This is a genomic window from Nocardia sp. NPDC052112 (assembly GCF_040680135.1).
Lineage (GTDB): Bacteria > Actinomycetota > Actinomycetes > Mycobacteriales > Mycobacteriaceae > Nocardia.
In genome coordinates this window covers 44,800-60,610 of sequence record NZ_JBFAWD010000034.1, presented here as the reverse complement: position 1 = coordinate 60,610, position 15,811 = coordinate 44,800, and the positions used below count along the sequence as shown (strand labels likewise).

The following is a 15,811-nucleotide window of genomic DNA, read 5'->3' as shown; positions in this document are numbered from 1 at the left end:
CACTCGCCTTTCCCATGGCTCGCACGCAGCTCATGATTTCCCGAACTCGCGTCGGATGAAGTCGACGAGTTCGTCCGCACTCGCCGACTGCAGATGTTCGTCGTCGGCCGGTTTCGGCCGCCCGCGCGAACCGACGGCACCTACCAGCGCCTCCAGCCGTGCGGACACCTCGCCCAGGACTTCGTCGCCCGGCTCGAGCTGTGCCAGCGACGCTTCCAGCCGAGTCAGCTCCCGCAATACCCCGTCGGACCGATCGCCGTTGACCTGCCGGTGCAGGAACTGCGCCAGCGCGGTGGGTGTCGGGTGGTCGTAGACCGCGGTCGCCGGAAGTTGCAGCGCGGTCACGGATTTGAGTCGGTTGCGGAGTTCGACCGAGGTCAGCGAGTCGAATCCGAGGTCGCGGAAGTTCGCGACCGGATCGACCTGGTCGGAACGCCGATGCCCGAGCACGATAGCGATCTGCGCCTGGACGGTCGCCAGCAATCGCTTGGCCTGATCGTCGGCCGTCAGCCCGGCAAGCTGCAACGGAGCCTGCGAAACCGACCCCGGCTGCGCAGTTGGTCGACCTCCGACGAAATCTTCGAGCAGCGGCGGCACACGGGCGGCATCGCGGAGCGCGGACCGATCGAAGTCGGCGGCGACCACCGCGGCATCAGCCTGTGCCACGGCTGCATCGAACAAGGCCAGCCCCGCCTCGGTCGACAGCGGCCGTACGCCGTCACGACCGATGCGGGCGGTGCCGCCGGTATCGAGGGTGCCACCCATGCCGGCTTCGGCCGTCCACAGACCCCAATCGATCGACACCGCCGACAACCCCGACCGCCGCCGGAATGCCGCCAGGTCGTCCAGAAAGGCGTTGGCCGCCGCGTAATTGGCCTGCCCCGGTGAACCGAGTACGCCCGCGACGGACGAGAACAGCACGAACCAGGCCGGATCCAGGTCGCGGGTCAACTCGTGCAGATGCCACGCAGCCTCGACCTTCGGCGCCAATACATTCCGCAAACGCTTCGGATTCAGTGCACCGAGGATGCCGTCGTCGAGCACACCGGCCGCGTGAACAACGGCGGTCAACGGGTGCTCCCGCGGGATCTGCGATAGCAGCTGGCGGCACGAATCACGGTCGGCGACATCGCATTCCACAATGCGCACCTGCGCGCCCAGCTCGGTCAGTTCGGTGTGCAACTGTTCGGCGTCCGGTGCCCCCCAGCCTCGGCGGCTGGCCAGGACCAGGTGGCGCAATCCGTGCGCGGTCACCAGATGCCGCGCCAGCAGCGCACCCAACCCACCCGTGCCACCGGTAATCAGCACCGTCCCGCCCGGATCGGGCTGCCGGGGAACGGTCAGTATGATCTTGCCGACGTGACGGGCCTGCCCGAAATACCGGAACGCCGCACGCGCCTGCCGCACATCCCACGCCGACATCGGCAAGGCTCTCATGTCACCGTTGCCGAAGAGTTCGCTCAGCTCACCGAACATCCGAGCGGTCCGATCAGCATCGACACGAGTCAAATCGACCGCCCGGTAACGCACACCCGGATAGATGGCTGCGATCGTTTCCGGGTCGCGAATGTCTGTCTTGCCCATCTCCACGAACCAGCCGCCACGCGGCAATAACCGCAATCCCGCGTCGACGAACTCACCCGCCAGCGAATCCAATACGACATCCATCCCGGCACCATCGGTCGCGGTCAGAAATTGCTGTTCGAAGTCGGTTGTCCGTGAATCACCGATCCGATCACCATCCACGCCCAGGCCCAGCAGAGTCGGCCACTTGCCACGACTCGCTGTCGCAAATACCTCGAGACCAAGGTGCCGCGCCAACGCCACTGCCGCCATACCCACCCCACCAGCAGCCGCGTGGACCAACAGCCGCTGCCCCGCCCGGACCCGCGCCACATCCACCAACGCCAACCACGCCGTCAGATACACCGTGGGGACACCAGCGGCTTCGCCGAACGACCAACCCGACGGAACACGCACCAACAGGCGACGATCGGTGACCACCGTCGACCCACCGGAAGGCGCGAGCCCCATCACGGCATCGCCCACCCTCAGATCCGCCACCTCCGAACCGACCTCGACCACGACACCGGCCACATCCGAAACCAGTCCTACCCCGTCGGCGACCACACCCAAAGACACCAGCACATCCCGGAAATTCACCCCCAATGCCCGAACTGCCACCCGCACCATCCCAGCACCGAGCTCCCGAACGGACTCCGAAACCTCCACCACCCCAACACCATCCAGCACACCGCTGTTCGTCACTGTCAGCTGCCAGTCCCCCTCGGGCAGCGCCAGCGCGTCGGCGTCAGCGGCACCTAGTCGCGGAACGAAGACCTCACCATCCCGAACCGACAGCTCCGGCTCGTCGAGCGCCGATAGGTGTGCGAAATCGACTCCTTGTGCAGAGCCGTGCAAGTCCACGACCGTCATTCGGCCCGGCTCCTCGGCTTGCGCGGATCGCAGCAGGCCCCGCACCGCGCTCCCCGCCAGTCCGCGCGTGAGCATCACCAGTTGCGAGCGGTCGAACCGGCTATCGGCGACGAAACGCTGCACGAGCCGCAACGCGTCATCGAGCAACACATGCGCTTCGGCCACGACATCGGAAGCGGCCACCCGGAGAACGCATTCCACGACAAGCACGGCAGGAACGTCCGTTGCGGCTGTGACCACGGTGAGCGCGTCCGCTAGACCGAGGATGGGTACAGCGCTCTCGCCACCACGATCCGGCACCGCGATCCAATGTAGCGCCTGCAGACTCGAAGATCGGCGCGTGACCGTGCGCATCAGCTGCGCGAGCGGGACGGGCCGCGCGACCAACCGACGCACCGTCACCACCGCGCGCCCCGACGCATCGAATGCCTCGAATCTCCCCGCGTCACCGCCGGTCACGCCGATCCGCGCCCGCAACCGCCGGGCACCGGTAACGTGCAACGCCACGTCCTCCCACGCGAAAGGCAACATCACTTCGCCATCGGCCGATGCCTCGTCCGAGCCGAGCACCCGCGCATGCACGATGGCGTCGAGCATCGCCGGATGGATGCCGAATCCGGCGTCGTCGACCGAATCGGGCAGCGCGATATCCGCGTACAATGTGTCGTCGTGCCGCCAAAGGCGTTGCACACCAGCGAATGCAGCGCCATACCGATATCCCGACGCAGCCAGTCGTGCGTAGCCTGTGGAAACGTCCACCTCGGTCGACCCTGACGGTGGCCAGGCGCCCGACTCGAGGCGGGCCACGACAGATGGCCGCGCGGCCATCGCACCCTCGGCGTGCAAAACCCACTCGGTATCGGAGCGTTCCGGTCGCGAGTACACCGAGACCGACCGCTCGCGCAGCACCACTTGTACCGCGACCGCACCGTCCTGCGGCAGCACCATGGGTGCCTGCAGCGTCAGCTCCTCGAGCTGCCCGAACCCGCCTTCGTCGCCGGCGCGAATCACCCATTCCACCAGGGCCGCAGCCGGCAACAGGATCGCGTCGCCGATCATATGATCGGCCAGCCACGGCTGTGCTGCCACCGACAGGCGACCGGTGAACACCAGATCGCCGCCCGGGACCCCGGCCATTGTGCGGAGAATCGGATGGTTCACCTCGGTGAGACCCAAGCTGCCGACGTCACCGAATGCCTCGGACGTCGTGAGCCAGTAGCGTTGTCGCTGAAATGCATACGTGGGCAGATCCACCCGCCGGGCACTGGTCGGCGCATAGAACCGTGACCAGTCGACATCGACACCGGCGCAATGCATTTCACCGACCGCACGAACCAGGGTTTCGACCTGGCCACGGTTACGGCGCTGCGTCGCGACCACCGCCTCCGCATCAATCAACCCCGCCAGCACCGCATCCGGGCCGACCTCGACGAACCTGGCACCACCGGCCTGCCGCAACGCGGCAATACCATCAGCGAACCGCACCGGCTCACGCACCTGACGCACCCAATACCCCGGATCAGCCAACAACTCCGCCTCGAGCTCACCAGTCACATTCGACGCGACCCGGATCCGGGGCGACTCCCACACTAGTTCTGCGCACACCGCGGCGAATTCGTCGAGCATCGGCTCCATCAACACCGAATGAAACCCATGACTCACCGCCAGCCGCTTGGTCCGGCGGTCAGCCCACCGTGCCTCGAGTTCGGCGATGCCCGCCTCCGGGCCCGACACCACAACCGAACCCGGCGCATTTATCGCGGCCACCGAAACCCCAACCGGTAACTCACCCACGGTGGCCACCACATCAACGCGTGCTGCCGAGCCGACGCCCATCTCACCGATCTCGCCGACCTGACCTACCGTGCCGCCCGCGCCGATCTCGTCCACCACGCCGAGTTCGGCGGCTAGCATCGCCCCACCCGCCGGAAGCGCAGCCATCAGCGTTCCCCGGGCTCGGACAAGACGCACCGCGTCCGCGAGCGACAACACCCCAGCCACATGCGCAGCAGTGATCTCACCAACCGAATGCCCGATCACCAAATCCGGCCTCACACCCCACGACTCGAGCAACCGAACCAACGCAACCTCGAACGCGAACACACCCAACTGCGTATTATCCGTACGATCCAATTCCGTATCGGGACCGAAAAGCCATGCCGGATCACAGATCTCACGCACCGCATCAGCGAAAACTACGAACCGGTCGAACAACTCGCGGCCCATCCCCGCATACTGTGCACCCTGCCCCGGGAATACGAACACGGTCTTACCCCCGACCACCCGCCGCGGCGCTACCTCAGCCAGCTCGGAGCGGTCCAGTACGGCGGCGCGCCACGGCAGATGCGCGCGCGTCATCGCCAATGAAAATCCCACATCCAATGCCGAAGAATCCAGCGTTTGCAACCGATCCGACTGCGCCACAACAGCTTCAGCGGATCGACCAGAAATCACCCACGGCACTACCAAACCCGCCCCAGCCCGCAGCGCCGCCTCGTCCCCTACCTCCGACGAAGCCAGCCCGACCGGAGCCAGCGGCACCGACTCGACCTCGAACGGCGCCGATCCTGCCGCAACCAACGGCCCTGACCGGACCCCAACCTCCGACAGCGTCGACCCGGCCCCTGCCCGCGACTCCGACCCCGACTTCAACTCCGACGAAGCTTCCTCCACGATCACATGCGCATTCGTCCCACTGATCCCGAACGACGACACCCCCGCCCGCCGCGGCCGCCCCACCGACTCCCAGACACGGGCCTCAGCCAATAACCGCACATCCCCCACTGACCAATCCACATGTGACGACGGCACATCCACATGCAAACTGCGCGGCATCATCGCGTGCCGCATCGCCTCGACCACCTTGATCACCCCGGCGACCCCCGCCGCCGCCTGAGTGTGCCCCATATTCGACTTGATCGAACCCAACCACACCGGCTCACTACGCCCCCGACCATAGGTCGCCAACAACGCCTGAGCCTCGATCGGATCACCCAGCGTCGTCCCCGTCCCATGCCCCTCGACCACATCAACATCCGACGCCGACAAACCCGCATTCTCGAGCGCCGCCCGAATCACCCGCTCCTGCGACGGACCATTCGGCGCCGTCAAACCATTCGACGCACCATCCTGATTCACCGCACTACCACGAACCACACCGAGAACCCGGTGACCACGAGACCGGGCATCCGAAAGACGCTCCAAGACCACCATGCCGACACCTTCACCCCAGGACACACCGTCGGCAGCTTCCGCGAACGACTTACAGCGACCATCCGGTGCCAGACCACGCTGACGCGAAAACTCCACGAACACTGCCGGTGTACCCATCACCGTCACGCCACCGGCCAACGCCAGACCGCACTCCCCCATACGCAACGCCGCACACGCCTGATGCATGGCGACCAGTGACGACGAACACGCCGTGTCCACCGAAACGGCCGGTCCGAGCAGCCCGAGCGAATAGGCGACCCGGCCGGTCACCAGCGATCCGGCAGGCGTCTGCGCCCCGTAGTCGTGGTACATCACGCCCGCGAACACGCCGGTGTCGCTGCCCCGCAACGAGATCGGATCGATTCCGGCGTCTTCGAGCGCCTCCCACGCCACCTCGAGCAGAATGCGCTGCTGCGGGTCCGTCGTCAACGCCTCGCGCGGGCTGATTCCGAAGAATGCCGCATCGAAATCACCTGCGTTGTAAAGGAATCCACCGGCACGAGTGTAGGACTTGCCCTGTGCATCCGGATCCGGGTCGTACAGGTTCTCGGCCCAACCGCGATCGACCGGGAATTCGCCGATCACGTCGCGCCCGTCGACGACCAACTGCCACAGGTCTTCCCGAGATGCCACGCCGCCGGGATAGCGACATCCCACACCGACGATCGCGATCGGCTCCGCCATTTCGACGACCCGCACCGCATCGGTACGGACCGGTTCACCAGCGCCACCGAGCCGTTCGATGACGTGCTCGGCGAGCGCGGTGGGCGTCGGGTAGTCGAAGATCGCCGTTGCGCGCAGCGGTAGGCCGATCGTCTGGACGAGTCGGTTGCGGACTTCGAGCGCCGTCAGCGAGTCGAATCCGAGGTCCCGGAAGTTCCGATCGGCTTCGACGCGGTCCGGTCCGCTGTGCCCGAGCACCGTCGCGATTTCGGTCCGGACCATGTCGAGCATCCGCGAAAGCTGCTCTGCCGCAGTGCCGTTCGTGTCAGCGATGTACCGACGGGATTGCGCCGTGGGTCGCCGGACCGCAGCGATGGTATGCCAGATCGGTGGTCGAACCTGGCTGGGCCGCATATCGATTGCCGCGGCGACTACCTCGGGGGTGCCCGAGCCGATCGCGGCATCGAACAGTGCCAGCCCGTCGCGCTTCGACATCGGCGTGAACCCGAGGCGCTGGAGGCGGGCGGTATCGCTCGCACCGAGCGCGGCCGTCATCCCCTGATCGGTGGTCCACGGCCCCCATGCGATCGAGATCGCCACCGCACCGGCCATGCGACGATGCCGGGCGAGAGCATCGAGAACTGCGTTCGCCGCAGCGTAATTCGCTTGTCCGGGAGAACCGACGACGCCCGCGGCTGACGAAAACAGCACGAACAGACGCAAGTCGCCGGTGAGCGTATGCAGGTGCCAGGCCCCGTCGACCTTCGGGCGCAGCACGCGATCCAGCTGGTCGGAGCCGAGTGTGTCGAGCACACCATCCGCGAGCACGCCGGCGGCATGCACGACACCGATCAACGGCACATCGTCAGGTACCGAAGCCAGGAGCTCGGCGACTGCGGCGCGATCGGCGATATCGCACGCGACGATCCGCGTGTCGGCCCCGGCGGCGGTCAGTTCGGCCTGTAGTTCGACCGCACTCGGCGTCGCCGCACCGCTGCGGCTCACCAGCAGCAGGTGCCGAACGCCGTACTCCCGCACCAGATGTCGCGCGACGACCGCACCCAGGCCGCCGGTACCGCCGGCGATCAGCACGGTTCCGGTTGTCAGGTCCGGTACGGACGGGTCGGTCGGCGCGGCGGTGCGAGCCAGCCGCGGTACGTACACCGTCGCGCTCCGCAGTGCGAGTTGCGGTTCTTTCGAAGCCGCGGCGACGGCGACGATCTCGGCGAGCTCCGCTGCTTCTGTGTCGACGAGTACAACCCGCCCCGGCTCTTCTGCCTGTGCCGATCGCACGAATCCCCAGACCGCGGCCGCGGCAAGGTCGGCCGGTTCGGTGTCGGTGACGGACACAGCGCCACGCGTCAACACGACCAGACTGCTCTCGCCGAATCGCTGATCGCCCAGGAAGTCTTGCAGCACAGTCAGTATCGCCCGCGTCGTCGCGTGGACGGCCGCGACAGTGCCGGTGTCGGCAGGGTTGCCCGTGTCAGCGACGTTGCCAATGCCGCCGGCGTTACCGATCCCAGTGACATTGCCAGTCCCAACGGCGCTACCGGTGTCGGTGTCGGCGGTGTCGGCGGTGTCGGCGGTGTCGGTGCCGGCGTCGGCGTCGGCGTCGGCGTCGGCCGCGATGCCAGCGACCGTCTCGACGGCGGCGATGTCGACGGTGCAGGCGGCGACTGTATCAGCGACAGCGCTGCCGGCGTCGGCAGTAGGAGCGGCGGCACCAGCAGCGGCGGCATCGACGGTGCCGACGGCGTCAGCAGCAGCAGCAGCGGTGTCGGCGACGGAGCCGGAAGCGGCGACGGGTCGAAGATCCACGACGACGAAGGCCGGTACCGAACCGTCGCCCAGCCGCTCCCACTCGACGTACGACACCGGCTTCGCCGATATCTCCCTCGGCTGCCATTCGATGCCGACCAGCGCTGCCGGATGCACCCCGGCTCGTTCGGTCGGCGCGGGCCATGCCGTGAACTCGCCGATCGACAGCACCGCATTACCCTGCGGATCGGTGATCTGCACTGCCATCCCGCCGTTCGCCGTCGGCGCGATGCGTGCGCGCACCGCCGCCGCACCGGATGCGTGCATCGTCACGCGTTCCCAGGTGAACGGCAATAGCACCGCATCGTCGGCCGGACGGGTCACCAGGTGCGCGTGCAGGACCGCGTCGAGCAGGGCCGGGTGCAATCCGAATCGACTCGCGTCCGCCGAATCCGGAAGTGCCGCTTCGACGAACAGTTCATCGCCGCGTTGCCATACCGCGGTCAGACCGCGAAAAGCGTTGCCGTAGTGGTACCCGGCGGCGGCGAGTCGCTCGTACGCGCCGGTCAGATCGACCGGATCGACATCCGCGGGCGGCCATGCGATCGGCTCGGCCGCCGCGGCGTGGTTGTCGGGAACGAGCGTGCCATGCGCATGCAGGGTCCAGTCGTCCGCAGACCCGTCGGCCCGCGCGTACACCGAAACCGGCCGGCCGCCCGATTCGCTCGTCCCGCCGACGATCGCGTGGACGATCACGCCGCTCTCATCGGGCAGATACAGCGGTGCCGTCACCGACAGCTCGCGGATGGTCGGGCAGCCCACCTCGTCACCAGCCCGGACGGCGAGCTCGACGAAGCCGGTACCGGCGAGCATGACGCGGTCGCCGATCCGATGGTCGGCCAACCACGGCTGTGTCGCAGTCGAGAGCTGCCCGGTCAGTACCACGCCACCCGAATCCGGGTTTGCTACCAGCGCGCTCACCAATGGATGGCCGGTGGCGCGCAACCCGGCCGGCGAATTTTCGGGCCGGCCCGGCACGGCCCAATAGCGTTCGCGCGCAAAGGCATACGGCGGCAGTGGCACACCTTGCGCGCCCCGGCCGTCGAGCACCGCGCGCCACTGCACACCTGTACCGCTGACCGCCAACGCCGCCACGGCAGCGACGGTCGCCATGACGTCGCCGCGGTCCTTGCGCAGCATCGGCACCGACACCACCTCGCCCGACCGCACCGATTCCGCTATCAAGGCGGCGAATCCGCCGTCGGGACCCGGCACAAGGAATCGAACGGCGCCGGCGTCCTCGAGTGCACGCACTGCGTCGGCGAATGCGACCGGCTCGCGCACCTGCCGGACCCAATGGTCCGCCGTCGCGATGTACTGTCCCCACGCGGCGCCGGACATGGTGCTGACGATCGGAATCGACGGCACCGCGTAGCTGATGGCGCTGGCGGTCACAGCGAACTCGTCGAGCATCGGTTCGACGAGCGCCGAATGGAATGCGTGCGACACCGGCAGCCGAGTCACCCTGTGCCCGCGTCGTTCCAGTTCCGCGACCACATCGTCGACCGACGCCGCCGACCCGGAGACCACCACCGACCTCGGTCCGTTGATGGCCGCGATCTCGGCACCGACGACGAGCGCCGACCCGACCTCGGCCGCGGTGGCATGCACGGCGACCATCGCGCCACCGTCCGGGAGCGCCGCCATCAAGCGCCCCCGCGCCGACACGATCCGGGCAGCGTCGGCGAGACCGAACACACCGGCGACATGGGCGGCCGCGATCTCGCCGATCGAATGTCCGGCCACGAAATCCGGCCGCACGCCCCAGGATTCGATCAGCCGGTACGCCGCGACACCGATCGCGAACAAAGCCGACTGCGCGAAATCGGTGCGGTTCAACAGGTTCCGATCGGCGCCCCACAGCACGTCGCGGATCGGCTGCGCCAGCGCGGCCTCCGCCGCGTCGAATGCTGCCGCGAACACGGGAAACATGGCGTACAGCTCACGTCCCATACCGAGGTACTGGGCGCCCTGGCCCGGAAAGACGAATGCCGTCTTACCCGCGACCGCACCGACCAGCGACCGTTGCCCGGCAAGCGCGTCGAGTCCATCGAGCAGTTCGGTTCGGTCTGCTCCGACGACGACCGCCGTACGTTCCTGGCTCGACCGGTTCGCGAGCGACCACGCGATATCGACGGCAGATGCGTCCTCATGCGCTCGCAGCCAGCCCCTCAGCCGCGCGGCCTGCCGGGCGAGCCCGGCCGTGTCCCGGGCCGTAACCACCCACGGCAGTACCGGTAACTCGGGACCGCTGGCATCTCGCGCCGCCAGCGGTGCCGGCTCCTCCAGGATGAGATGTGCGTTCGTCCCGCTGATGCCGAACGATGACACCGCCGCACGCCGAGGCCGGTCACCGGCGTCCCACGGCGTGGCTTCGACCGCCAGTTCCACTGCGCCGGTGGACCAGTCGATCTGCGGACTCGGCGCATCGATGTGTAGCGATTTCGGCAGCATACGGTGCCGCATCGCCTCGATCATCTTGATCACGCCCGCGACACCGGCCGCCGCTTGGGTGTGGCCGATATTCGACTTGAGCGATCCGAGGATCAGTGCCTGGCTCGATCCGCGGTCCTGACCGTAGGTGGCCAGCACCGCGTGCGCCTCGATCGGATCGCCTAGCGGCGTCCCCGTTCCGTGTGCCTCGACGACGTCGACATCACGCGCCGCGAGACCTGCCGCGTCCAGTGCCGCCCGGATAACCTGCTGCTGCGAAAGCCCGTTCGGCGCGGTCAGCCCGTTGCTCGCGCCGTCGTGGTTTATCGCGCTACCGCGTATGACGGCGTGCACCGTGCGCCCGTTTCGCTGGGCGTCCGAAAGCCGTTCCAGCAGTAGCACGCCGACGCCTTCGGACCACGCGACACCGTCGGCCGCGGCCGAGAACGACTTACACCGACCGTCGGCGGCGAGTCCACGTTGACGCGAGAAGTACTGGAACATCCCGGGAGTCGCCAATACTGTCACACCGCCGGCGAGCGCGATGTCACACTCCCGTGACCGCAGCGATTGGCTCGCCTCGTGTATCGCCACCAGCGATGACGAGCACGCGGTATCGATGGACAGTGCTGGACCGTGCAGGCCCAGGTGATAGGCGATGCGGCCGGATACGACACTGATCGTGCTTCCGGTCAGCCAATGGCCCTCGATCTGCGGCCACGCGTCGGTATCGAGCAGCCGCGCCGCATAATCGTTGGCGCTCGCGCCTGCGAATACACCAGTTCGACTACCGCGCAGCGACTCCGGATCTATGCCGGCATCTTCGATTGCCTCCCATGAGGTCTCCAGCAGCACCCGCTGCTGCGGATCCATCGCGAGCGCCTCGCGAGGTGAGATGCCGAAGAAAGCGGCGTCGAATTCGGCAGCGCCGTCGAGGAAACCGGCTTCGCGCGCGTAGACCCGTCCGGGTGCGTCCGGGTCCGCATCAAACAGGTCGGCCAGATTCCAGCCGCGGTCGCGCGGGAACGGGCCGATCGCGTCATGCTCGCCGACCACGAGGTCCCAGAGCTCGGCGGGCGTCGTCACACCGCCCGGAAACCGGCACGCCATCCCGACTATTGCGATCGGCTCGGAGCGCTCCGCACGCAGGCGGCTCAACTCGCTTCGCGCCTCGCGTGCCTCCCCCAGCGTCCGCTTCAGATACTCCCTGAGCTTATCTTCGTTCGACACGACGTCGTCAGCCAGTCATTGGGCACGGCGGGAGGCCGTCACCGATCCGACGTCACGCAGAATAATCGACCTCCATCTTCGCGGGCGGCACAAGATCATCAACGCTGCCAGAGACACCGCGTCCGCATCGTAACTCAGCTCATCGGCCGCGAGGCACACATCGTGCAAACCCGCGTACCGCAATTTGCGGACCGGCACCTGTCGACCACGGAGTCGCTTGCGGCGGCGTTGCTTTCGATGTACCGCACCGCACGAATCATTCGATCTCCACCGCATCGATGATGTTGAGCCGGGCCGCGTGCAAGGCTGGTGGAATCGCCCCTGCCAGGCACAACAACAACGCTCCCAGTCCGAAGACCACGGTCGCCGGCGTGAGCCCGAAGGCGATATCCAGCCCGAGGACATGAGTGAACGCAACCGTGTTCACGTATTGGTTCGCCACACCGATCACCAGACCGCAGCTGCCGCCGACTACCCCGATCCCGACCGCCTCCGCGAGCACCATGCGCATCGTGAACCGCCGTGACGATCCCATCGCTCTGAGGACACCGATCTCGCGGCGGCGTTCGAGCACCGACAGCATCAACGTATTCACCAGGGCGACAGCCGCGACGAATACCACGATCCAAGTGATGGCACTGATCAGGACGGTTGCCTGCTGCAGGCTCGAGGTAGTCCCGGCCAGCTCCTCGGCCCCCGAGTACACGTGCACCGACGTCGGGACGGTGGCCCCGATCGCATGCTGCACCGCAGCCCGGTCCGCTCCCGGCCACACGGTCACCTCGAGCAGGGTCGAACCGGGTCGGTCGAACCACTGCTGCAGCCGGGACAGGCTCATCCCGACGAATCCGGTCAGTGCGGAGAAGTAAGGGAACACCTCGAGCACCTGGACGTGCTGGAAACCGTGCGGCGTCGGCATCGTCAGGTCGTCGCCGGCTCCGACGCCGAGCGTGCGCGCGATGTCGCGCGACAAAACCACCCCGTCTCCGGCCAGCATCCCCGCGCGCGCCCGATCGCTCAACGACTCGTAGAGCGGATGCCGGGTTCCCGCCGCGAGACCCTGAACGATCACCTTCGCCCCGTTGATCGACGCATACGCCATCTGTCCCGGCACGACACCCGCGACGCCGGACACCGCGGCGATCGTCTGCTCGATTCCGTGCGGGAGCAACGGTCCGGTCGGAAATACCTCGTTGGAGGTCGGCTGGACCCACACGTCGACCGCGGCTGCCGGGCGGAACGCGTCGACGGCCGAATCGATCCCGTTCTTGTTCGATCCGGTGATCGACACGGTCATCGATACGGCGATCAGAACCGAGATCACGGTGACCCAGCTCCGCCGTGGCGCACGCTCGATGGTGGCCGCCGCGAGTGCGCCCGGCGCTCCGAAGAACCTGGCGACCGCGACGGTCGCCGCGACCAACTGGTCGAAGAACGCGAAGCAGAGGAAAACGGCGCCGTCGAGGAACAGCGCCACCGCGCCGATCGACCAGAGGCCGAGATCGATTGCCGCGGCGGCAATCGACACGACAATGGAACCCACGCCGACGACCGCCGCGACGATCCGCAATGACGGGCGGATCCGGTCCGCCGACGAGACGCCGACGGGCGCGAGCGCTTCGATCGGCGCCACCTTGTACACCTGTCGCGCCGCGACCGCCGCCGCACCGACGCACGAGACCACGCAGGCGGCGAGCACCAGCGGCACGGTGAACCGCGGTAGCGAGTATCCGATCTGTATCTGCAAGGACTGGATGAGAGCCGCAGGCAGCAGACTGATCGTCCAGCGGCCCATGAGAATCCCGATGCCGACGCCGATCACCCCGCCGATCGCGCCGAGCACCGCGGCCTCGGCGAGCAGGTCGCGAACGATGACCTGCTTGCGGCCACCGATGGCGCGCAGCATCGAAATGACGTTGCGGCGCTGGTTGATCGCCATACTCATCGCGTTGTAGATGAGGAATCCCGCGACGACGAGGCCGAGCCCGGCGGCCATCAGCGTCGTGGATTTCAGCACCGCGATGACGCCGCCCGCCTGCACGGCGCGGAAGCTCGGGTCGGCCACCACCGCGCGTCCGGCGACCACATTGTCGACCGCGGACCGCACCCGCCCCACATCGGCACCGGGCTCGGCGACCACCAGTAACGAGTCGATCGCGCCGGTGCGGCCGGTGATCTGCTGTGCCAGGCCGAGCGTCGCCATGATGAAGTGGCCGTTGTTGATCCCTTTCGCCGCTGCGGCGTCGACCACCGCGGCGACGGTGACGTCGGTATCGCCGACCGCGAAGGTCTGGCCCTCGGACCGGCCGGTGCCGGACCCGACGACCACACCGTTGGGCACCGTGATCAGCTTCGCGCCACCACCGGTCTGCGCGAAAACGGCACGTTGTAGTTCGCTGTGCAGCGACGCGGCCGAGAAAGGATCGACTCCGATCAGCAGCACGTGGGTGTCCCCGGACCCGACATCGGCACGGATCATCGGCACGGCCGCGGCCACGCCCGACACCCGCGCGACCTCCGACTGCAGCGCCTGGCCGAACCCGGCATCGGTAACGCCGGACACCTCGAGCGCCGCGTTCCCGGCGATATCGGCGCCGAGCCGATTCACCGACTCTGTAATAGACCCGGAGATCCCGAACACCGCCACCAGCAACGCAGCCGATACCGCGATCACCGCCACTGACATCGCGGTTCGACTCCGGTGCACGAATAGTTCACGAATGTTGAACAGCCGCAGCCGATCCACCGTCGCGAACATCACGCATTCCCGACTTTCGCTACCGCCCCATAGCCGACGTCCGCCATCGTGACAGACAGTGGCACTGAACTCCCGACGACATCGACCGCTGGCGGCATGGTTCGGAGCATGCCACACCTGAACCACGGGTAGCCGGCCGAAGCCGGGTCCTCGACGAACTCGAGCATGGGTGGCCAGCCTTCACCCCTCGGGTGGCTTTCGCCGCGTCGCGCCGACACCCGAAACTATCGATGTCGGGACCCACGATCGAAGTAGAGAGGATTTTGCGACATGCCGATTCTGGAGTTCGAGGTCGAGGAGGTAACTGTCATCTTCGAGTTTTCCGACGATCCCGATGATGGTGTGCACAGCGGCGGGTTCGGCGGTGGTACGGGCGCAGGAAACGCGGTTGCTGTCGGCGGTGGATCCGGAGCGGATGGTGGCGGCAGTGCGCCTCCTCCCACGCCCCGCGTGATGGTATTTCGGCCGGGGACGAAGATCGCGCAAGGTGAAGGCGGTTTCGGTACGTGGCGGTTTTCCGCTGAGGTGAACGGGCGGGTCGGACTCATCAGTTGCATTGCAAAGAGCGAGGCCGACGCCGCCGACTGTTGCAAGAGAGCTCTCGAGACGAACCCCGACCTCATCCAAGGCATATCGTGAGCCTCGATGTCGACGCTGTCGCCTCGGCCGCGTCCCGACGTAACGTCTCTAGGCTCCCTTCGGGCAACCAGCCCTGGGCCTATGGGGGCTACTCCGGTCCTAACTACGGTCAGTGAACGCGAAGAGCGCGAACCGGGCGGCGGCGGAGGTCTCGAGCGAACGAGGCGGTGGCCGTAGGAGATTCCTTCTCGACGACGAATAGCCTGTATCTGGTCATCCGACGACGGCCACCATCGCACCGATACCCACCAAAAATGCCCTCCAATACATCCCATAACAAAGCCGCTCACCCGAACGACCCGCATCAAACCTTTTGGAGTGGCTGGAATCGCATCCCCGTGACGGTCTCACGTTCTGGAAGCCAGGTGAGGCCCATGACCGCCCGGCGTGACGAGAGCTGATTGTGGGTTCTCGAACCATCCTGGAGGGCAACCGGTTACGGTGTCCGGGTGCATTCGGATCGGTGCTGTCCAACTCGACGCCCTGCTCGCAGAGCACCGGCGCAGACATCGGAGATGGCCGTTCGGCTGGATACTCCGGTGAACAGTGTCTGCTGTCGAGGCGCAACGGTACTCACAACTGCGACGCGCCGAAGCATGGTAAAGCTGAACATCCGGT

At 67.0% G+C, this 15,811-nt stretch carries 3 protein-coding genes; 1 reads left to right on the top strand and 2 read right to left on the bottom strand.

Translation table 11 applies throughout. The features are described 5' to 3' along the window. Positions 1-30: 30 nt before the first annotated feature. Together AB0L58_RS38565 and AB0L58_RS38560 are read right to left on the bottom strand one after the other, a co-directional pair. Positions 31-11,796 (bottom strand): SDR family NAD(P)-dependent oxidoreductase, encoded by an 11,766-nt coding sequence (locus AB0L58_RS38565; protein WP_364395394.1) that lies wholly within the window; start codon positions 11,794-11,796, stop codon positions 31-33. 256 nt (positions 11,797-12,052) lie between these two features. Continuing rightward, positions 12,053-14,554 (bottom strand): FtsX-like permease family protein, encoded by a 2,502-nt coding sequence (locus AB0L58_RS38560; RefSeq protein WP_364395393.1) that lies wholly within the window; start codon positions 14,552-14,554, stop codon positions 12,053-12,055. A gap of 270 nt (positions 14,555-14,824) precedes the next feature. Here AB0L58_RS38560 and AB0L58_RS38555 point away from each other — a divergent pair, with 270 nt between their 5' ends. Continuing rightward, entirely contained in the window at positions 14,825-15,193 is a 369-nt protein-coding gene (locus tag AB0L58_RS38555) for a hypothetical protein (RefSeq protein ID WP_364395391.1), read from the top strand. The last annotated feature ends 618 nt before the right edge of the window (positions 15,194-15,811 follow it).

Bases quoted from the DNA above. Each gene is read 5' to 3' on its own strand.
- AB0L58_RS38560 (WP_364395393.1), bottom strand. From the start codon at position 14,554: ATGTTCGCGACGGTGGATCGGCTGCGGCTGTTCAACATTCGTGAACTA.
- AB0L58_RS38555 (WP_364395391.1), top strand. From the start codon at position 14,825: ATGCCGATTCTGGAGTTCGAGGTCGAGGAGGTAACTGTCATCTTCGAG.